This window comes from Kitasatospora sp. NPDC057940 (assembly GCF_042887425.1).
In the GTDB taxonomy this organism is placed as follows: Bacteria; Actinomycetota; Actinomycetes; order Streptomycetales; family Streptomycetaceae; genus Kitasatospora.
Genome location: NZ_JBHVPH010000012.1, coordinates 29,825 through 48,003, shown reverse-complemented (window position 1 = coordinate 48,003; position 18,179 = coordinate 29,825). Strand labels below are relative to the sequence as shown.

The window sequence follows — 18,179 nt, the reverse complement described above, 5'->3', positions numbered from 1 at the left end:
GGGGAGAGGACGGGGCCGCCGGTGGAGCGGTACGGCGTCAGAGCAGGCCGAGGGCCGGCATCAGGTAGTAGAAGGCGAACACCGCCGCCACCGCGTACAGCGGGACGGGCACGCTGCGCCCGCGCCCGGCGGCCACGCGCAGGACGCAGAAGGCGATGAAGCCGAAGCCGATGCCGTTGGTGATGCTGTAGGTGAACGGCATCATCACGATCGTCAGGAAGGCCGGGATCGCGATGGTGTGGTCCGACCAGTCGATCTCCTTGATCGAGCCCGCCAGGATCAGGAAGCCGACGGCGACCAGGGCCGGGGTCGCGGCCTGGGCCGGGACCATGGTGGCGAGCGGCGTGAGGAAGAGCGCGACCACGAAGAGCAGGCCGGTGACGATCGAGGCGAAGCCGGTCCGGGCGCCCTCGCCGACACCGGCGGTGGACTCCACGAAGCAGGTGTTCGCGGAGGCGGAGGTGGCGCCGCCGGCCGCGGTGGCGATGCCGTCGACCATCAGGATCTTGTTGATGCCGGGCAGGTCGCCGTTCTCGTCGAGCAGGTGGGCCTCGTCGGCGACGCCGAGGATGGTGCCCATCGCGTCGAAGAAGCAGGACATCAGCACGGTGAAGACGAACAGCACGCCGGTCAGCAAGCCGACCTTCTCGAAGCCGCCGAACAGGCTGACCTTGCCGACCAGGCCGAAGTCGGGGGCGGCGACCGGGTTGCCCGGCCAGGCCGGGACGGTCAGGCCCCACTTGAGCGCCGGGATGTCGACGAGCTTGTCGATCACCACGGCGAGCGCGGTGCTGACCACGATGCTGATCAGGATGGCGCCGGGCACCTTGCGGATCAGCAGCACGAGGGTGAGCAGCAGGCCGAACACGAAGATCAGCACCGGCCAGCCGAGCAGGTGCCCGCTGCCGCCGAGCTGCAGCGGGACGGTGGTGTGCGCGGCGTCCGGCATGCGGCTGACGAAGCCGGAGTCGACCAGGCCGACGAGGCTGATGAACAGGCCGATACCGATCGCGATGGCCTTGCGCAGCCCGAGCGGCACGGCGTTCATGACCCGCTCGCGCAGGCCGGTGGCGACCAGCAGCATGATCGCGAAGCCGGCCAGCACGACCATGCCCATGGCGTCCGGCCAGGTCATCTTGGGGGCGAGCTGGAGCGCCACGATGGTGTTGACGCCGAGGCCGGCGGCCAGGCCGATCGGGACGTTGCCGATCACGCCCATCAGCAGGGTGGTGAGACCTGCGGTGAGGGCGGTGGCGGTGACCAGCTGGGCGCTGTCCAGGTGGGCCCCGGTCATGTCCGTGGCGCTGGCCAGGATGATCGGGTTCAGCACCAGGATGTACGCCATGGTGAAGAAGGTGGCGACGCCGCCGCGGATCTCGCGCGGCAGGGTGGAGCCGCGCTCGCTGATCCGGAAGTAACGGTCCAGGGCGCCGGCGGGGGGCTTGGGGGCGCTGGAGGCGGGTTCGGGCGACTCGGTGGTCGGCTGGACCACAGGCATGCGTGCGTCCTCTGTGGGGGAGCTGAGGAGGGGTGACGCCCGGGGCGACGGTGGCCGGGCGGGGAACTTTCAGTATGGTTTCCCGATCGCACACGCGCTATCTTCGCGCGTAGAAGCCCAAGGGCCCCTGAGGGCCGGCCGCCGCACCGTACGCTAGGCCCCATGCCCAAGAAGCCGCTGCACCCCTCGCCCCCTCCGCTGGAGGCCAACGACGTCGCCATCGTCGGCGGCGGCACGGTGCTGTGGTTCGTCGCCTTCCTGGCGCTGCTCCCCTTCCAGGGCACCCTCTCCGACCACGGCCACGGCACCTGGCCGTGGATCTGCCTCTCCGGCGGCCTGCTCGGCCTGATCGGCCTCTGGTACTGCCGGGCCCGACGGGACGCCATCGCCCGCGACCGCGCCGCCGAGGCCGCGAACCGGGCGGCCGGAAACGACGGCCAGGACCCGGCCACCCGGTCGGACTGAATAGTCCTTTAGTAGCACGCACCGGACATAAGGCACCCGTAGAGTCGGTGCCATGACGCAGCCTGCCCACCCCGCGGAAGAGCAGCCCGGCGACGCCGACCGCCCCGACGGTGCGCACCCCCTCGGGCTGCTGCCCGGCCGACGCGGCGGACTGACCTCCGCCGAGGTCGCCGAACGGATCGCGCGCGGACAGGTCAACGACGTCCCCGTACGGTCCAGCCGCTCCGCCAAGGAGATCGTCCGGGCCAACGTCTTCACCCGCTTCAACGCGATCATCGGCGTGATGTTCGGGATCATCCTGATCGTCGGTCCGATCCAGGACGGCCTGTTCGGCCTGGTCATCGTCGCCAACACGGCGATCGGCATCATCCAGGAGCTGCGCGCCAAGAAGACCCTGGACAGCCTGGCCCTGATCGGCGAGGCCCGCCCCGAGGTCCGCCGGGACGGCACCGTCGAACAGATCGCCGTCGCCGAGATCGTGCTCGACGACACGGTGCTGCTCGGCATCGGCGACAAGGTGATCGTCGACGGCGAGGTCACCGAGGCGGACGGCCTGGAGATCGACGAGTCGCTGCTCACCGGCGAGCCCGACCCCGTCCTCAAGCAGCCCGGCGACCAGGTCATGTCCGGCAGCTTCGTGGTGGCCGGCGCGGGCGCGTTCACCGCCACCAGGGTCGGCCGCGAGGCGTACGCGGCGCAGCTCGCCGAGGAGGCCAGCCGGTTCACCCTGGTGAAGTCGGAGCTGCGCAGCGGCATCAACAGCATCCTGCGCTTCATCACCTACCTGCTGATCCCCACCGCCATCGGCCTGATCATCAGCCAGCTGGCCGTCGAGGGCCGCGACTGGCGCGAGGCCGTGCGCCGGATGGTGGCCGGGATCGTACCGATGGTCCCCGAGGGGCTGGTCCTGCTGACCTCGGTCGCCTTCGCGATCGGCGTGATCCGGCTGGGCCGCAAGCAGTGCCTGGTCCAGGAGCTTCCGGCGATCGAGGGCCTGGCCCGGGTCGACACCGTCTGCCTGGACAAGACCGGCACCCTCACCGAGGGCGGCATGGACGTCGTCGACCTGCGGGTCCTCTCCGACGGCGAGCCCGGCGCCCTCGACCCGGACACCATCAAGCACGCGCTCGGCGTGATGGCCGGCGCCGACGCCCGCCCCAACCCCTCCATGCAGGCGGTCATCGACGCCTACGGGCGCGGCGACGGCGGCGCATCGGAGGCCAGCGGCGCCCCGGCCGCCAACGGCTGGCGGGTGATCGAGGCGATGCCGTTCTCCTCCGCCCGCAAGTGGAGCGGCGTGCAGCTGCTGGAGCCGCAGGGCGGCGAGGCCAGCTGGCTGCTCGGCGCCCCCGACGTGCTGCTGCCCCCCGGGCACCCGGCGCTCACCGAGGTCGACGAGCTGGGCGCCAAGGGCCTGCGGGTGCTGCTGCTCGGCCGCACCCCCACCCCGCTGGACTCCCCCGACCCGGCCGCCGGGCTCGCCCCGCTCGCCCTGGTGGTGCTCCAGCAGCGGCTGCGCCACGACGCCGCCGAGACCCTGCGCTACTTCGAGGGCCAGCAGGTGCAGGCCAAGGTCATCTCCGGCGACGCCGCGGTCTCGGTCGGCGCGGTCGCCGGCCACCTCGGCCTGCCCGGCGCCGACCACCCGCTGGACGCCCGGACGCTGCCCACCGAACCGGACGCCCTCGCCGACACGGCCGAACGGACCACGGTCTTCGGCCGGGTCACCCCGCAGCAGAAGCGCCAGCTGGTCGCCGCCCTGCAGTCCCGCGGGCACACCGTGGCGATGACCGGCGACGGCGTCAACGACGTGCTCGCGCTCAAGGACGCCGACATCGGCGTGGCGATGGGCACCGGCAGCGACGCCACCAAGGCGGTCGCCCAGATCGTGCTGCTCAACGACTCGTTCGCCACCCTGCCCTCGGTGGTCGCCGAGGGCCGCCGGGTGATCGGCAACATCGAGCGGGTCGCGGGCCTGTTCCTGGTGAAGACGGTCTACTCGGTCCTGCTGGCCCTGCTGGTGATCTTCACCCACTCGCCGTACCCGTTCCTGCCCCGGCACTCCACCGTGCTCTCCACCCTCACCATCGGCGTGCCGGCCTTCTTCCTCGCCCTCGCCCCCAACAACGAGCGGGCCCGCACCGGCTTCGTGAAGCGCGTCCTGCGGCTCGCCGTGCCGGGCGGCGTCATCGCCGGCACCGGCACCTTCGTCGCCTACGCGCTGGCCCGCGCCGACCACGCGACCGACCTCAAGGCCGACACCAGCGTGGCCACCCTGACGCTCTTCCTGATCGCCATCTGGGTGCTCGCCATCGTCGCCCGCCCCTACAACTGGTGGCGCCTGCTGCTGATCGGCACCATGGGCGGCGCCTTCGCCCTGGTCCTGCTGGTGCCCTGGCTGGCGGAGTTCTTCCAGCTCTCGCTGGTCGGCACCCGCGACCCCCTGGTCGGCGTCGGCATCGCGGTGGTCTGCGGCCTGGCCCTGGAGATCGCCTGGCGCTTCATGAAGCGCCGCGTCGACTCCTGACCGGGGCCGTGCCTGACCGGGGCGGCGCCCGCCCGGGGCGCCTCTGGCGGTCCGCCCTCCCGGCCTGCATGATGGCCACCAGGAACGGGGGTGCCGACATGGCCCACACGGGTGGGGAGACCGAGCGCGAGACCGGGCAGGTGGAGGCGTTCGCCGCCTTCCTGGCCGGCCTGCTGGCCGCCGGACTGACGGTCCTGGCCCTGGTGGGCGGCCGCTGGCTGACGAACGCCGGCGAGGTGACCGCCCCGGCGCTGCCGTGGGTGCCGACGGCCGTGAAGGCCCTGGTGGCGGCCGTCTGGCTGACCACCACCACCGTCGTCTACCTGCGGTTCAAGCGCCGCGGGCGGGCCCGCTGAGCGCTCAGCCCTCGAAGTCCCGCGCCGCGGACAGCTCGTACGCCCGGTCCGGGTCGGTGAGCGCGGCCAGCACCTCGAACCGCCGGTGCCACTGCCCGACCGACCAGGCGAGCCCGGCCGCCAGGCCCTCCGGGGTGGCCGCGTGCAGCAGCCCGGGCACCGGCGGGAGCTCGAACTCGTCGTCCTCGTCGGCGGCCTCGGCCGCGTCCGGGTCGTAGGGCACCTCCGGGGCGTCCGCCTCGACGTCCCAACGCCAGTCCACGGCGGCGTCGTTGCCGTCCGGGCCGACCACCAGCAGCTCCTCGTGCTCCTCGTAGGCGACGGGGCAGCCGGGCAGCAGCTCCCGCACCACGGCGGGGACCCGGTGCAGCACGCCCTCGGAGAGCACCCGCCCGCCCGCCACCTCGCTGGCGAGCGAGACGTGCAGCCGCTCGGCGAGGTCGGCGGCGAGCGCCGGGGCGACCGGCACCAGCGGGTACGGGTGCAGGAGCTGGACGAGGTCGGGCGCGTCGGCGACGACCGCCCTGGAGGAGTCGACGATCACCGTGTGGGCCGGTCGGCGGCCGGTGTCCGGGTCGAGCGGCGGCAGCGCCCGCACCACGTCGACCGGTTCGATCCGTTCGATCTCGACCCGCGCCAACGCGCTGTGCAGGCCGTGCAGTTGGCGGTGGCCGACATCGGAGGCCTGATCGGTGAGCCGGTCCAGCACCTCGTCCGGGCCGTGCGGTTCGGCGAGCAGCGCGGCCAGCGTGGTGCGCACCCCGAGCGCGTGCAGGAACTGCTCGTCCAGGGTCGTCCGGGCCTCGTCGTAGAGGCCGCGCAGCAGCGGGTCGGCACCGGCCGCGCGCAGCCCGGCGGGCTCCCGGCCGTCCAGCACCGGGTGGTCGCGCAGCCACCAGGCGGTGTACGGCGGCAGGTCGGTGTAGGAGCCGTCCGGCAGCAGGGTGCGGACGGGGTTGACGACGGCGTCCCGGTACGGCGGGCGGGAGAGCGCGGCGAGCGCCTCGGGCCAGGCGTCGTCGTCGACCAGGTCGAGGTCGCGGACGGCCAGCAGTTCGGCGGCCACCGGCGGGACGCCCGCGACGTCGTCGGCCTGGAGGGCTTCGAGGGCGTCCTCGGCCCAGTCGGCGAGGCCGTCGGGCGCCTCGTCGAGCAGCCCGGTGGGGTGGCCGCCGGCCGCGCGGTCGGCGGGCGCGGTGGGGTCGAGCCGTTCCAGGTCGTCCGGGTCGAGCACCACGTCCTCGGCGCGGACGAGGACGAAGTCGGCGAGCACGCCGACGGCGGTGAGCACCTCCGGGCCCCAGCGCTCCAGCAGCTCGTCGTCCACCCAGCCGGCGTCCTCCTCGCGGGCGAGGGCCGCGAACGGGCTCCCGGGCAGGACGAGTTCACCGGCGCGGGCGGGCTCGCCCTCGTCGTCGAGCAGGGCCAGCCGGGCCAGCCAGGGGTGCTCGCCGGCGGCCGGGCCGGCGACCTTGACCAGCGCCAGGACGGCGTCGGCCAGTTCGAGCGCGGCCTCGACGTCGTCCTCGGCCACCTGGTAGGAGCGGGCCACGGCGGCCCGCACCTCGGGGGTGTCGAGCACCCCGGCCGGGGTGGCGGTGCCGGCGCCGAGCTTGGCGAGCAGCGGGTGGGCGGCCTCGGGGTGGGCGAGCCGCAGGTCCAGGGCGGCGAGCGCGTCGGCCAGCGACTCGGGGTAGCCGGGGAAGGCCGCCCAGTCGGCGTCCTCGGAGGGCAGCAGGACGCGCCGGGGCCCGGTGATGGTCCGGCCGTCGGCGAGCGGGACGGGCAGCGCGCCGAGCGCCTCCGGGTCGGCGGCGCCCAGCGCCGCGTACAGGTTGCGCCACCAGGCGGGCTCGCGGTCCAGGCCGCCGAGCTGGTCGACCACGTCGGCCAGCGGCACCCGGCGCACGTTCAGCACCCGCAGCTCGGTGCGGCGCTCCAGCCCGGCCGGCAGCAGCCCGGGGAAGATCGGCGCCAGCGCCTCGACCACCGAGCCGTCCGCGCCCTCCAGCAGGGTGGCGTCCCGGGGGCGCAGCGCGGGCGTGCCCGCCTCGACCGGCGCCGGGTGCGGCAGGAACGGCGTGCCGGGCAGCCGGGACAGGACGGCCGCGCGGAGCGCGTTGTCGAGCGCGCCCTGGCCGAGCGGCCCGGGGACGAGGCCGAGCGAGCCGAGGTCGGCACCGCGGGCGCGCAGCAGGTCGGCGTAGCTGTCGGCGGCGCGCTCGGTGAGGAAGTCGGCGAGCGCGCCGGGGGCGACGTGCCGGCGGGTGGAGTCCAGCGGGTAGGAGGCGATGAGCAGCGCGGGCAGGCCGATCGGCTCGTCGCTGGGCGTGGGCGCGTGCAGCACCGGCGCGATGCCGGGCGCCTGCGGGGTGCCGTCGGCGGCGACCGGGACGGCCCAGGTGACCGTCCAGTACGGGCGGGCGCGCTCCTCGGTGGGGCGGTCGGCGAGCAGTTCGGCGGAAAGGGTGCCGGTGGCCCCGGCGGTCTGCCAGCGGGTCCGCCGCGGCCGGCCGTCCGCGTCGTCGGTCACGGTGACCTCGGTGACGCCGTCCGGGCGGGGCTCGTCGGCGGCCCGGGTGAGCGTCCGGGTGCCCTCCGGGGTCTCCACCACGACCTCGGCGAGGCCGGGCAGGGTGAGCAGCAGCGCGTCGTCGATGCCGGCGAGCAGACGGCGGGTCAGGTCCTCGGCGGCGGCGTCCCGCAGCGGCAGCACGACCACCGTGTCGTAGCCGTCGGGGGCCGGGCCCTCGGCGGCGAACGGCAGCCGCAGCAGCGGCACGTGGCCGTCCCGGCGGCGCAGTTCCTCGGCCAGCGCGGGCTGCGCCTGGGCCAGCGAGCGGGCCTCGCCGAGCGACCAGCGCACCCCGCCGGCGGCACCGAGCACGGCGGGCTCGTCGGTGACGGCGAGCACGGCGGCGAAGCCGACGCCGAACCGGCCGACGGCGGGCGTCTCACCGCGCTTGGAGGAGGCGCGCAGGGTGGACAGCGACTCGACGGCGGCCGCGTCCAGCGGGGCTCCGGTGTTGGCGGCGGCGAGCACGCCGTCGGCGAGGGTGAGCCGCAGCCGGCCGGGCCCGTGCCCGGCCCGGACCGCGGCGTCGGCCGCGTTCTGCGCCAACTCGACGACCAGGCGGTCGCGGTAGCCGCCGAGCGCGAGTTCCTCCTCGGCGTTGGCGTCCTCCCGGAACCGGGCCGGCGAGGCGGCCCAGGCGTCCAGCACCCGCCGGCGCAGCGCGGCGCTCCCGAAGGGGTCCGCGAGGTGCTCGTCCGTGCCGCTGCCGATGATCCGAGGTTCCACTGGACCTGCCGCCTTCCGCCGCCCTGTACTTCGTACGGGGGGCATTCTCCCCCGCCCCGGCCGCTGCTCCGGACCGCGCCCCCGCCGCCGGGCGCCCGCAGGGCCCCCACCCGCACGAACGCCGCGGCCCGCCCCACCGGTTCGGTGGAGCGGGCCGCGAGCGACGACAGCCGGTCAGGAGTGCCCGAGCTCCTCCGCCGGGGCGTCCGGCTCGACCGAGCCGGAGGTGCGGTCCGGGTGCAGCTGCATCGGCTCGACCACCAGCTCGTCCAGGATCAGCTCGGACGGCGCCGGCGGGGCCGGGATGACGGCCGCCTCGGAGTGCCCGCCGCAGCCGTACGCGAAGGAGACGATCTGCCCGTCCGCCGGCCCGAACTCGTTGCCGCACACGCCGAAGGCCTGTCCGAGCGAGCCGCCGATCGGGATCAGGAAGCCGCAGCTGCCGCACGCGGCGGGCGCGGCCTGCGCCATCGGCGTCTGCGCGCCGTGCGCCTTCTCCCAGCGGTCGGCGGCCAGGTGCAGACCGAGCCGGGAGAGCACCCGGCTGCGGCCCATGCCGAGCTCCTCGGCGACGGCGTTGATCCGGGCCCGGGCCGGGGCGGGCTGGATGCCCGGGTCGGTGACGACCACGTCCTCCTCGGCCGCGAGGGCGACCGCGGAGTTCGGGGCGGGCTCGTCCTCGCCGCTCCAGCCGGGCTCCAGGCGCGCGTCGTCGGCGCCGGTGGGCAACAGGTCGCCCGGCCCCATGTCGCCCGGGCGCAGCCGCTCGCTCCACGGCACCCACTGGGGGGCGAGGACGGCGTCGGCGCCGGGCAGCAGGACGACCTCGTCGAGGGTGACGTTCTTGGCGCGCGGCGCGCGGGCGACGGTGACCGCCCAGTGCCAGCCACGGTAGGCGGCGTCCAGGCACTCGAAGGTGTGGGTGACGACGCGGTCGGCGTCCGCCTGGGCGCCGAGATGTGGTCCGACGGTCTCCGGGCCGACGGCCTCCTCGGCCGCCTTCCGGGCGAGTTCGACGGCCTCGGCACAGAGCCGATCGGGGGTACGGCTTCGCATCGCAGCACTCACGGCGTCGATTCTCTCCCAGTTCTTCTGTCGCCCACGGCGTGTTGCCTGTTCCGTCGCGGCTCGATAGTCCCTTGTCCATTCTGCGCGACCAGGGGCCGCCGCGGATACCGGCCGCGCCGCTCGTCCGGGCCTGCCGGCGCCCCGGCGCTCGGCGCGCGGCCCTTGGGCAGGCTACCCGCCGGTCGGCGCCCCGGCACAGTCCGGGGCGGTGGCGGCCGTTCCGGGACCGCGCCGAGGGGGGTGGATTCCCGCGTCACTGCGGCGATTCTGGGGCAGGATGGGCATGTGGCGGACGAGGACCCGTCGCAGCACGCACTGCACGCCTCGCAGGCCGACAGCCCCGACCAGGCGGACGCCGTGCCGCGACAGCAGTCTCCGGCCCCCGCTGCGGGCGAACCGCAGCCGGGGGGCGATTTCGAGTCGCCCACCGCCCCCGTGAGCCTCGTCAAGACCGGCGCCGCGATCGCCACCCTGCCCGGCACCGGCGCCGCCCCGGCCGTCCACGCCCGGCAGCTCGCCGCCCTGGACGGGGACCCTGGAGAAGAGGACCCCGAGCCGAGCCGCAACCTCCTGGTCCGGACCGCCTCCGCGGCCGGCGCCCGCACCGGCCGGGTGGTGCACGGCACCGGCCGCCGGATCCGCAAGGCCACCTCCGCGGAGGGCGCGGGCGAATCCGGCCTGGCGAAGCTGATCGAACTGCACGCGCTGAACTCCTTCGGCGACATGCTGATCACCGTCGCGCTGGCCTCGACCATCTTCTTCTCCGTGCCCACCGGCGAGGCCCGCGGCCGGGTGTCGCTGTACCTGCTGATCACGATGGCCCCGTTCGCGCTGCTGGCCCCGGTGATCGGCCCGCTGCTGGACCGGCTGCCGCACGGCCGCCGGGCGGCGATGGCGATGTCGATGCTGGCCCGGGCGGTGCTGGCCTGGACGATGGCCGGGGTGGTCACCGGCGGCGGCCTGGCGCTGTACCCGGAGGCGCTGGGCGTGCTGGTGGCGTCCAAGGCGTACGGGGTGGTGCGCAGCGTGGTGGTGCCGCGGCTGCTGCCGAGCCGGCTGTCGCTGGTGAAGGCGAACTCCCGGGTCACCCTGGCCGGGCTGCTGGCCACCGGGGTGGCGGCCGGGGTGGGCGGTCTGCTGCACCTGATCGGGCCGGGCTGGCCGCTGCGCGGCGCGTTCCTGGTCTTCGTGATCGGCACCCTGATGGCCTTCCACCTGCCGCACGCGGTGGACTCCGCCAAGGGCGAGCAGCGCGCCCTCCTGCACGCCGAGGTCCACGGCGAGGTGCACGGCGGGCGGGCGCCGGAGGACGCCAGGGCCCCGAAGGCCTCGCTGCGCACCGTCGGCCCGTCGGTGATCCTGGCGCTGCGGGCGATGTCGGCGCTGCGCTGGCTGGTCGGCTTCCTGGTGATGTTCCTGGCGTTCCTGCTGCGCGACGAGCCGATCGGGGGCCTGCGGCCGACACTGGCGCTGGGCCTGGTGGCGCTGGCGGCGGGGACGGGCAACGCGCTGGGTTCGGTGCTGGGCTCCTGGCTGCGCACCCGGGGCCCGGAGGCGACGGTCACCACGATGCTGCTGCTGGCGACCGGCGCGACGGCGGCGGCCGCGCTCTGGTACGGCGTGGTGACGGTGGTCCTGGTCGCCGGCGTGGCCGGGGTGGCGGCCTCGCTGGGCAAGCTGTCGCTGGACGCGCTGATCCAGCGGGACGTCCCGGAGGCGGTGCGGACCTCGGCGTTCGCGCGGTCGGAGACGCTGCTCCAGTTGTCCTGGGTGGCCGGCGGCGCGGTCGGCATCCTGCTGCCGCTGAACGGCGTGCTGGGTCTGTCGGTGGCCGCCGGGGTGGTGGGCCTGATGCTGCTGTGGACGGTCCGCACGCTGTTCCGGGTGGGCCTGCGACGGCGCCCGACGGCGCCCAGGGTGGCCTGAACCGGCCACGGGCAACACGCGGTGGCCGACCCCCGCGTAGCGTGATCGACGAAGCCCGGTAGATTCTGACGCATGAGCCTCAATACCCGTGCCATCGCCGCCCTCGGCGCCGTCGTCGTGGTCGGTGCTGCCACGGTCGGCACGTCCGTCGCCATCGCGAGCGGCCAGACCGAGCACAGCTCCCACCGCGCGACCCTCCAGGTCGGCAACTCCTCGATCGTCGCGGACCCGCTGTGCTTCAACGGCGGCAGCCCGATCACGGAGGACCTGCAGCAGGAGTGCCAGCAGAAGGCCACCCAGGCCCTCGCGGATGGCACCCTGCCGACCTCCGACGTCGCGGTGAGCGACCGGGTCGGCGTCGGCGTCTCCCCGAACGTGGCCGACACGGGCTGGTGGGCCTTCACCAACGGCGGCTCGCAGGGCCAGGGCGGGCGCTTCAGCCTGTTCTCCTACGCCAAGGGCCCGACCTTCTCCGGCTCCCAGCCGGCGAGCCAGGTGCTGAACGCCTCCGGCAAGACCCTGGTCACCGTGGTCGAGGGCGACAAGAACTCGGACAACCCGATCGCCGTCTGGTACTTCCAGCTGAACACCCAGGACAGCTGACGCTCCCGCGATGACCGCACACGCCGTCGCGGACGAGCGCGACGAGCAGCCGGGCCCCGACCGGGCCCGGCTGCTCGTCGTCGTCGCGGTGCCCGCCGAGGCCGAGGCCGTCCTGCGCGGCCTGCCCGGCCCGGCCACCGTGCTGCCGCTGCCCGGCGGTGCGCTGCACCGGGCCGCGGGCGCCCCGGTGGACGTCCTGGCGGGCGGGGTCGGCCCGGCCGCCGCCGCGGCCGCCGCCTCCGCCGCGCTGGGCGCGCAGGCTGCCCCGGGGGGCCGCTACGGCCTGGTCGTCTCGGCCGGGATCGCCGGCGGATTCGCCCCGCACGCCCCGGTCGGCACCACCGTGCTGGCCGACGCGATCGTCACCGCCGACCTCGGCGCCGAGACCCCCGAGGGCTTCGCCGACGTCACCGAACTGGGCTTCGGCACCGTCCGGCACACCCCTCCCCCGGCCGCCGTCGCGCTGGCCGCCCGGGCCCTGGGCGCCGCCACCGGCCCGGTGCTGACCGTCTCCACCGTCACCGGCAGCGCCGAGCGGGCCGCCGCGCTGGCCGCCCGCCACCCGGGCGCCCTGGCCGAGGCGATGGAGGGCTTCGGCGTGGCCGAGGCCGCCGCCCGGTACGGCGTGCCGGTGTTCGAACTGCGGACCGTCTCCAACCCGGTCGGCCCGCGCGACCGGGCCGCCTGGCGGATCGGCGAGGCGCTGGCCGCCCTGGAGCGGGCCTTCGCCGCACTGCCCGTCCACGAACTGATCGAGGAGGCCGGCCGTGGCTGAACGGCTGAGCATCGCGTACTCGCCCTGCCCGAACGACACCTTCGTCTTCCACGCCTGGGCGCACGGCCTGGTGCCCGGGGCGGACGCCCCCGAGGTGACCTTCGCGGACATCGACATCACCAACGGCCTGGCCGAGCGCGGCGAGCTGGACGTCCTGAAGATCAGCTACGGCGCGCTGCCCTGGGTCCTGGACGAGTACGCCCTGCTGCCCTGCGGCGGCGCGCTCGGGCGCGGCTGCGGCCCGCTGGTGCTCACCCGGCCGGGCACGGACGCCCCCGCGGACCTCACCGGGAAGACGGTGGCGGTGCCGTCCGAGCGCTCCACCGCCTACCTGCTGTTCCGGCTCTGGGCCGCGAAGGCGGTGCCGGGCGGCTTCGGCGAGATCGTCGTCCTGCCGTTCCACGAGATCATGCCCGCCGTCCGGGACGGCCGGGTGGACGCCGGCCTGGTGATCCACGAGGCCCGGTTCACGTACCGGCAGTACGGCCTGCACAGCCTGGCCGACATGGGCGAGGCCTGGGAGCAGGAGACCGGCCTGCCGATCCCGCTCGGCGCGATCGTCGCCCGGCGCTCGCTCGGCGCCGAACGGCTGCGCGCGCTCGCCGACGCCGTCCGCGCCTCCGTCCGGCAGGCCTGGGCGGACCCGAGCGCCAGCCGGGAGTACGTGCTGGCGCACGCCCAGGAGATGGACCCGGCCGTCGCCGACCAGCACATCGCCCTGTACGTGAACGAGTTCACCTCGGAGCTCGGCGAGGACGGCTACGCGGCCGTCCGCGCCCTGCTCACCCGGGCCGCCGCGGAGGGGCTGGTGCCCCCGCTCGACCCGGGTGCGCTGGCGTTCTGATCCCCCTCGGTCAGACGTCGAACTGGTCGGCCACCGCGCGCAGCAGGCCGGCCAGCTTCTGGCCGGTCGCCTTGGCCGGGTAGCGCCCGTGCTGGAGGCCCGGCAGCACCGCGTCCAGCGTGGTGATCAGGTCCTGGACGATCGGCGCCATGTCGTCGGCGCTCTTGCGCTGCGCGGCGGCCACCGACGGCAGTGCGTCCAGCAGCTGCACGGCCATCGCCTGGTCGCCGCGGTGGCCGGCGACCACGCCGAACTCGACCCGCTGGCCCGGCTTCAGCACGGTGACACCGGCGGGCAGCGCCTTGGTGTGGACGAAGACGTCGCCGCCGTCGTCGCGCGACAGGAAGCCGAAGCCCTTCGTCTCGTTGAACCACTTGACCTGGCCGGTGGGCATCTCGACAGTCCTCGAATGGGTGTGAGGGATCCCGGCCCTGGCCGGGGATCACTGGGTGGTGGGGAAGGCAGCCGACCTCGGCTCGGCGCCCGCGGGCGCTCACGGTCAGCACGCTGTCAGGAGCAGACTAACGGTCCGTCACTGCCTCATCCGCGTTCCGCGAAAGATCCGCGTTCCAAGGCCCGTTGGGGGCGGTACGGGCGCGGCGTTCTCGCGATCACGGGCGACCCGGTACTGGCACGGCCGGGGCGCGGCTCAGCACGGTCCATCGGCTCACACCCCCCGGGTCTGAGGAAACGGGGCGCACCTGTCGCACCCCTCGGCACCCCCTGCATACCCCCGCCCAGCAGGGATCAAAACGTTCAGCTTCCGAGAAACTGCGCAACGTGACCGGACCGCTCCGGTGGCGGGGGCCGGCGGCCGCTCTGCCAGACTGGACGGACCGGCCCGACCAGCCCCGAGGAGCGAGCAGACGTGAGCAGCCAGAGCGCCGACCCCGGCGACGTGTACGTCAAGGCCGGAACGATCGTCTTCGGTCTGGGCGCGCTCGCCACCCTGGTCACCTTCGTCCCGCTGTTCCTGCACCTGACGCCGCTGCCGACGGCCGCGTACTGGCTGAGCATGCTGATGCCGGCGGGCTTCCTGGCCGCGCTGACCGGGCTGTTCCTGAACGCGCGGGCCCAGCGCCGCCGGGTGGAGTCCGCGGGCGCCTCCTGAACCCTGGCCCCGGGGCCGGGACTCAGCCGGCCAGGTGGGCGTCGAGCCAGGCCGGGAAGCCGGTGAGGTCCGCCAGCACCACGTCCGCCCCGGCCGCGCGCAGTTCGTCCGCGCTGTACGGGCCGGTGGCCACGCACACCGCGACGGCGTCCGCGCTCCGGGCGCCCCGGATGTCGCCGAGGTGGTCGCCGACGTAGACGCTCGCGCCGTGCTCGCGCAGCGCCTCGCCCTTGGTCTCCGCCCAGAGGTCGCCGACCAGCGCGTCCGCGTGCAGCCCGGCGTGCTCCAGGTGCAGGCGGGCGTTCGGCTCGTACTTGCCGGTGATCACCGCGACCCGGCCGCCGTGGTCGCGGACCGCCTCGACGGCGGCGTGCGCGCCGGGGAGGGCGACGGTCGGGGCGAAGGCGAGGTCGCGGTAGAGCTCGCGGTAGCGGGCGGCGGCGCGCTCCACCTCGTCCTCCGGGAACCAGTTGCGGATCTCGTCCAGCAGCGGCGGGCCGAGCCGGGTGACCACCAGGTCGGCGTCGATGCGGGCGCCGGTCTCGGCCGCGAGCGCCAGGTAGGTGGCGTGGATACCCGGCCGGGTGTCCAGCAGCGTCATGTCGAGGTCGAAGCCGACGGTGAGCGGGGCGGTGCGGGTCTCGGGCATGCTGCCAGGCTATCCAACGGGCGGTTCGGGGGGACGAGGCAATTTGCCCCGGCTTCCGACGGGAACTTAGGTTTACCTGAGTTGTCTGCGGAGAGGGCCCATGACCGACACCACCGCGCCGCCCGGCGCGCGACGGACAGCGCGCCACCGAATACTGTGGCTCGCCGCCGCGCTGGCCGTCCTGGCCGCCGCGGTGCTGCTGAGCCTGGCGGTCGGCAGCCGCACCATCCCCTTCGGCGACACCCTCGACGCCCTGCTGCACGGCGGCGACACGGCCAACGCCGTCGTCGTCCGCGAGCTGCGGGTGCCGCGCACCGTCGTCGGGCTGGCCGTCGGCGCGGCGCTCGGCCTCGCCGGGGCCGTCATGCAGGGCCTCACCCGCAACCCGATCGCCGACCCCGGCATCCTCGGCGTCTCCCAGGGCGCGGCGGCCGGCGTGGTCCTCGCCATCTCCGGCTTCGGCGTCTCCACCCTCACCGGCTACGTCTGGTTCGGCTTCGCGGGCGCCGTGATCGCCACCGTGCTCGTGTACGGCCTGGCCGGGCGCGGCCGGGGCGGGGCCACCCCGATCAAGCTGGCGCTGGCCGGCTCGGCGATGTCCGCGTTCATCGCCTCGCTCAACACCATGGTGCTGACGACCGACGCGGCCACCATGGACCAGTTCCGCTTCTGGCACGTCGGCTCGCTCTCCGGGCGGACCTCGGACGTGGCCTGGCAGTTGCTGCCGTTCCTCGCCGTCGGCACGGTGCTGGTGGTCGCGGTGGCCCGCGGCCTGGACGCGCTCGCGCTCGGCGAGGACACCGCCAAGGGCCTCGGCGCCAAGACCGGCCTGGTCCGGGCGGTCGGCGCGCTCGGCGCGACGGTGCTGACCGGCTCGGCCGTCGCGGCCGCCGGGCCGATCGCCTTCGTCGGCCTCGCCGTCCCGCACGCGGCGCGGGCCGTCGCCGGCGCGGACCACCGCTGGGTGCTCGCCTTCTCGGCCGTCCTCGGCCCGGCCCTGCTGCTGCTCGCCGACACCCTGGGGCGGGTCCTCTTCCCGCCGTCGGAGGTCCCGGCGGGCGTGATGACGGCGCTCGTCGGCGTCCCGGTCCTGGTCGCGCTGGTGCGCCGCCGGAAGGTGGTCGCGTCATGAGCGCGCAGGGCGGGCGAACCGTCGGGCGCGGCGCCGTCTCCCCGCGCGGGTACGCCGTGCTGCGGGCCGGGCGGGCGTCCGTGCTGCTGCACCGCCGGGCGGCGGTGGTGGCGCTGGGCCTGCTGATCGCGCTGGCCGGGACGGTCGTCGCCTCGCTCTGCCTGGGCGAGTCGGCCGTGTCCCCGGTCGAGGTGGTGAAGGTGGTGCTCGGGCAGCCGAGCCCGCACGAGCTGGTGGTCGGCGAGTTCCGGCTGCCCCGGGTGGTCGTGGGCCTGCTGGTCGGCACCGCGCTGGGACTGGCCGGGGCGCTGATCCAGACCGTCGCCCGCAATCCGCTGGCCAGCCCCGACGTGGTGGGCGTGACCTGGGGCGCGACCGTCACCGTCGTCGGGCTGATGGCGTACGGCGTGGTCGGCTCGACCGGCCAGGCCCCGTACGCGGCGGTCGCGGGCGGGCTGGTGGCCGGGCTGCTGGTGTACGCGCTGGCCTGGCGGCGCGGCCTGCACGCGCAGCGCTTCGTGCTGATCGGGATCGGGATCAGCGTGGCCCTGTCCTCGCTGACCTCCGTGTTCCTGACCAAGGGCGACGGCTTCCAGGCGCAGGCCGCGAAGGTCTGGATGACGGGCAGCCTGAACGGCGCCGGCTACGACCAGGCCGACTGGCTGGCCTGGGTGCTGCTCGCCGCCGTGCCCGTCGTCCTGTGGGCGGCGCGGGCGCAGCGCTCGATCTCCTTCGACGACGCGACGGCCGTCGGCCTGGGCCTGCGGCTGGACCGGATCCGCCTCGGCATGGCACTGCTGGGCATCGTGCTGGCCTCGTGCGCGGCGGGCGCCGCCGGGCCGGTGGACTTCGTGGCGCTGATGGCCCCGCAGATCGCGCTGCGGCTGGTCCGGTCCGCGCAGGTCCCGCTGTTCTGCTCGGCGCTGACGGGCGCGCTGGTGGTCGTGCTGGCCGATCTGATCGCCCGGCGGCTGATGGCGCCGACCGAACTGCCGGTGGGCGTGGTGACCGGCATGGTCGGCGCGCCGTACTTGATGTGGCTGCTGATCCGTTCCCGTCGTGGAGGTTCCTGATGTCCGCTCACCGTCTGGAGGCCCGGGGCCTCACCCTGGCCTACGAGGCGCGCACGGTCGTCGAGGGCCTGGACGTCGGCATCCCGGACGGGCGGGTGACGGTGATCGTCGGCCCGAACGCCTGCGGCAAGTCGACGCTGCTGCGGGCCCTGGGGCGCCTGCTGAAGCCGGTCCGGGGCGCGGTGCTGCTGGACGGCGAGGAACTGGCGCGGATCCCGACGAAGCGGATCGCCCAGCGGCTGGGCCTGCTGCCGCAGTCGCCGACGGCGCCGGAGGGCATCTCGGTGGCGGACCTGGTCTCGCGGGGCCGCCAGCCGCACCAGAGCTGGTGGCAGCAGTGGTCGCCGGAGGACGAGGCGGCGGTGACGGAGGCGCTGGAGCGGACGTCCACGGCGGAGCTGGCCGAGCGCAGCATGGACGAGCTGTCCGGCGGCCAGCGGCAGCGGGCGTGGATCGCGATGGCGCTGGCGCAGGGCACGGACATCCTGCTGCTGGACGAGCCGACCACCTACCTGGACATCGCGCACCAGGTGGAGGTGCTGGACCTGGTCCGCCGGCTGAACGTCGAGCGCGGCCGGACGGTGGTGGCGGTGCTGCACGACCTCAACCAGGCGGCCCGGTACGCGGACCACCTGGTGGCGATGCGGGACGGCCGGGTGGTGGCACAGGGCCCGCCGACCGAGGTGGTGACGGCCGAGCTGGTGCGGGAGGTGTTCGGGCTGGAGTCGGTGGTGGTGCCGGACCCGGTGACGGGCACGCCGTTGGTCGTTCCGGGGGCCCCGTGGGCGGCGGCCGTGGACGCCTGACGGAAATTCCACACCAAACCGGACATAATCGGCGCGCCCCCGAAG

General features: G+C 75.0%; 16 protein-coding genes. 11 read left to right on the top strand and 5 right to left on the bottom strand.

Annotated elements, in window-relative coordinates:
• Positions 1 to 37 precede the first annotated feature (37 nt).
• Complete coding sequence (locus tag ACFVTF_RS19640) at positions 38 to 1,498, bottom strand: NCS2 family permease (protein ID WP_387814995.1); 1,461 nt, start codon at positions 1,496 to 1,498, stop codon at positions 38 to 40.
• Positions 1,499 to 1,660: 162 nt separating this feature from the next.
• Between ACFVTF_RS19640 and ACFVTF_RS19635 the strand changes: the two genes are divergently transcribed.
• The 3 genes from ACFVTF_RS19635 (at position 1,661) to ACFVTF_RS19625 (ending at position 4,846) form a co-directional block, all read left to right on the top strand.
• Entirely contained in the window at positions 1,661 to 1,963 is a 303-nt protein-coding gene (locus tag ACFVTF_RS19635; protein WP_363584948.1) for a DUF2530 domain-containing protein, read from the top strand.
• Positions 1,964 to 2,015: 52 nt separating this feature from the next.
• A complete protein-coding gene (locus ACFVTF_RS19630) occupies positions 2,016 to 4,490 on the top strand; it encodes an HAD-IC family P-type ATPase (protein WP_387814993.1) in 2,475 nt (824 codons plus the stop codon).
• 98 nt (positions 4,491 to 4,588) lie between these two features.
• Positions 4,589 to 4,846 (top strand): hypothetical protein, encoded by a 258-nt coding sequence (locus ACFVTF_RS19625; RefSeq protein ID WP_371517509.1) that lies wholly within the window; start codon positions 4,589 to 4,591, stop codon positions 4,844 to 4,846.
• Between the two features lie 4 nt (positions 4,847 to 4,850).
• Here ACFVTF_RS19625 and ACFVTF_RS19620 read toward each other — a convergent pair whose 3' ends face one another.
• Both ACFVTF_RS19620 and ACFVTF_RS19615 read right to left on the bottom strand, forming a co-directional pair.
• Positions 4,851 to 8,147: a sacsin N-terminal ATP-binding-like domain-containing protein gene (locus tag ACFVTF_RS19620; RefSeq protein WP_387814990.1), complete on the bottom strand. Its 3,297-nt coding sequence runs from the start codon at positions 8,145 to 8,147 to the stop codon at positions 4,851 to 4,853.
• A 174-nt stretch (positions 8,148 to 8,321) separates the two neighbouring features.
• Positions 8,322 to 9,203 carry a DUF3027 domain-containing protein gene (locus tag ACFVTF_RS19615; RefSeq protein ID WP_363585068.1) on the bottom strand — a complete coding sequence of 294 codons (882 nt, stop codon included), beginning with the start codon at positions 9,201 to 9,203 and terminating at the stop codon, positions 8,322 to 8,324.
• A 582-nt stretch (positions 9,204 to 9,785) separates the two neighbouring features.
• Between ACFVTF_RS19615 and ACFVTF_RS19610 the strand changes: the two genes are divergently transcribed.
• The 4 genes from ACFVTF_RS19610 to ACFVTF_RS19595 all read left to right on the top strand — a co-directional run bounded on the left by ACFVTF_RS19610 (position 9,786) and on the right by ACFVTF_RS19595 (position 13,363).
• The gene (locus ACFVTF_RS19610) at positions 9,786 to 11,141 is read left to right on the top strand and encodes an MFS transporter (RefSeq protein WP_387815213.1); all 1,356 of its coding nucleotides are present in this window, start codon (positions 9,786 to 9,788) and stop codon (positions 11,139 to 11,141) included.
• A gap of 72 nt (positions 11,142 to 11,213) precedes the next feature.
• Positions 11,214 to 11,744, top strand: a complete 531-nt coding sequence (locus ACFVTF_RS19605) for a hypothetical protein (protein ID WP_387814988.1) — start codon at positions 11,214 to 11,216, stop codon at positions 11,742 to 11,744.
• Positions 11,745 to 11,754: 10 nt separating this feature from the next.
• On the top strand, positions 11,755 to 12,519 hold the full coding sequence (locus tag ACFVTF_RS19600) for a futalosine hydrolase (protein ID WP_387814986.1): 765 nt from the start codon (positions 11,755 to 11,757) through the stop codon (positions 12,517 to 12,519).
• Complete coding sequence (locus tag ACFVTF_RS19595; protein ID WP_387814985.1) at positions 12,512 to 13,363, top strand: 1,4-dihydroxy-6-naphthoate synthase; 852 nt, start codon at positions 12,512 to 12,514, stop codon at positions 13,361 to 13,363. Before ACFVTF_RS19600 ends, ACFVTF_RS19595 begins: the two co-directional genes overlap by 8 nt.
• A 10-nt stretch (positions 13,364 to 13,373) precedes the next feature.
• Here the strand turns inward: ACFVTF_RS19595 and ACFVTF_RS19590 are convergent, their stop codons facing one another.
• Positions 13,374 to 13,757 (bottom strand): cold-shock protein, encoded by a 384-nt coding sequence (locus ACFVTF_RS19590; protein WP_063348207.1) that lies wholly within the window; start codon positions 13,755 to 13,757, stop codon positions 13,374 to 13,376.
• Between the two features lie 474 nt (positions 13,758 to 14,231).
• Between ACFVTF_RS19590 and ACFVTF_RS19585 the strand changes: the two genes are divergently transcribed.
• Complete coding sequence (locus ACFVTF_RS19585; RefSeq protein WP_350877480.1) at positions 14,232 to 14,474, top strand: hypothetical protein; 243 nt, start codon at positions 14,232 to 14,234, stop codon at positions 14,472 to 14,474.
• A 22-nt stretch (positions 14,475 to 14,496) separates the two neighbouring features.
• On the opposite strand, the gene ACFVTF_RS19580 is transcribed toward ACFVTF_RS19585, so the two are convergent.
• On the bottom strand, positions 14,497 to 15,123 hold the full coding sequence (locus ACFVTF_RS19580) for an HAD family hydrolase (protein ID WP_387814982.1): 627 nt from the start codon (positions 15,121 to 15,123) through the stop codon (positions 14,497 to 14,499).
• 100 nt (positions 15,124 to 15,223) lie between these two features.
• Between ACFVTF_RS19580 and ACFVTF_RS19575 the strand changes: the two genes are divergently transcribed.
• Genes ACFVTF_RS19575 through ACFVTF_RS19565 form a run of 3 tightly spaced genes read left to right on the top strand, consistent with a single transcriptional unit; the run spans position 15,224 to position 18,134 of the window.
• Positions 15,224 to 16,255 carry an iron ABC transporter permease gene (locus tag ACFVTF_RS19575; RefSeq protein WP_350877476.1) on the top strand — a complete coding sequence of 344 codons (1,032 nt, stop codon included), beginning with the start codon at positions 15,224 to 15,226 and terminating at the stop codon, positions 16,253 to 16,255.
• Positions 16,252 to 17,328: a FecCD family ABC transporter permease gene (locus ACFVTF_RS19570; RefSeq protein WP_387814980.1), complete on the top strand. Its 1,077-nt coding sequence runs from the start codon at positions 16,252 to 16,254 to the stop codon at positions 17,326 to 17,328. Before ACFVTF_RS19575 ends, ACFVTF_RS19570 begins: the two co-directional genes overlap by 4 nt.
• A complete protein-coding gene (locus ACFVTF_RS19565) occupies positions 17,328 to 18,134 on the top strand; it encodes an ABC transporter ATP-binding protein (RefSeq protein ID WP_371517517.1) in 807 nt (268 codons plus the stop codon). The genes ACFVTF_RS19570 and ACFVTF_RS19565 overlap by 1 nt, the downstream gene beginning before the upstream one ends.
• Positions 18,135 to 18,179 lie beyond the last annotated feature (45 nt).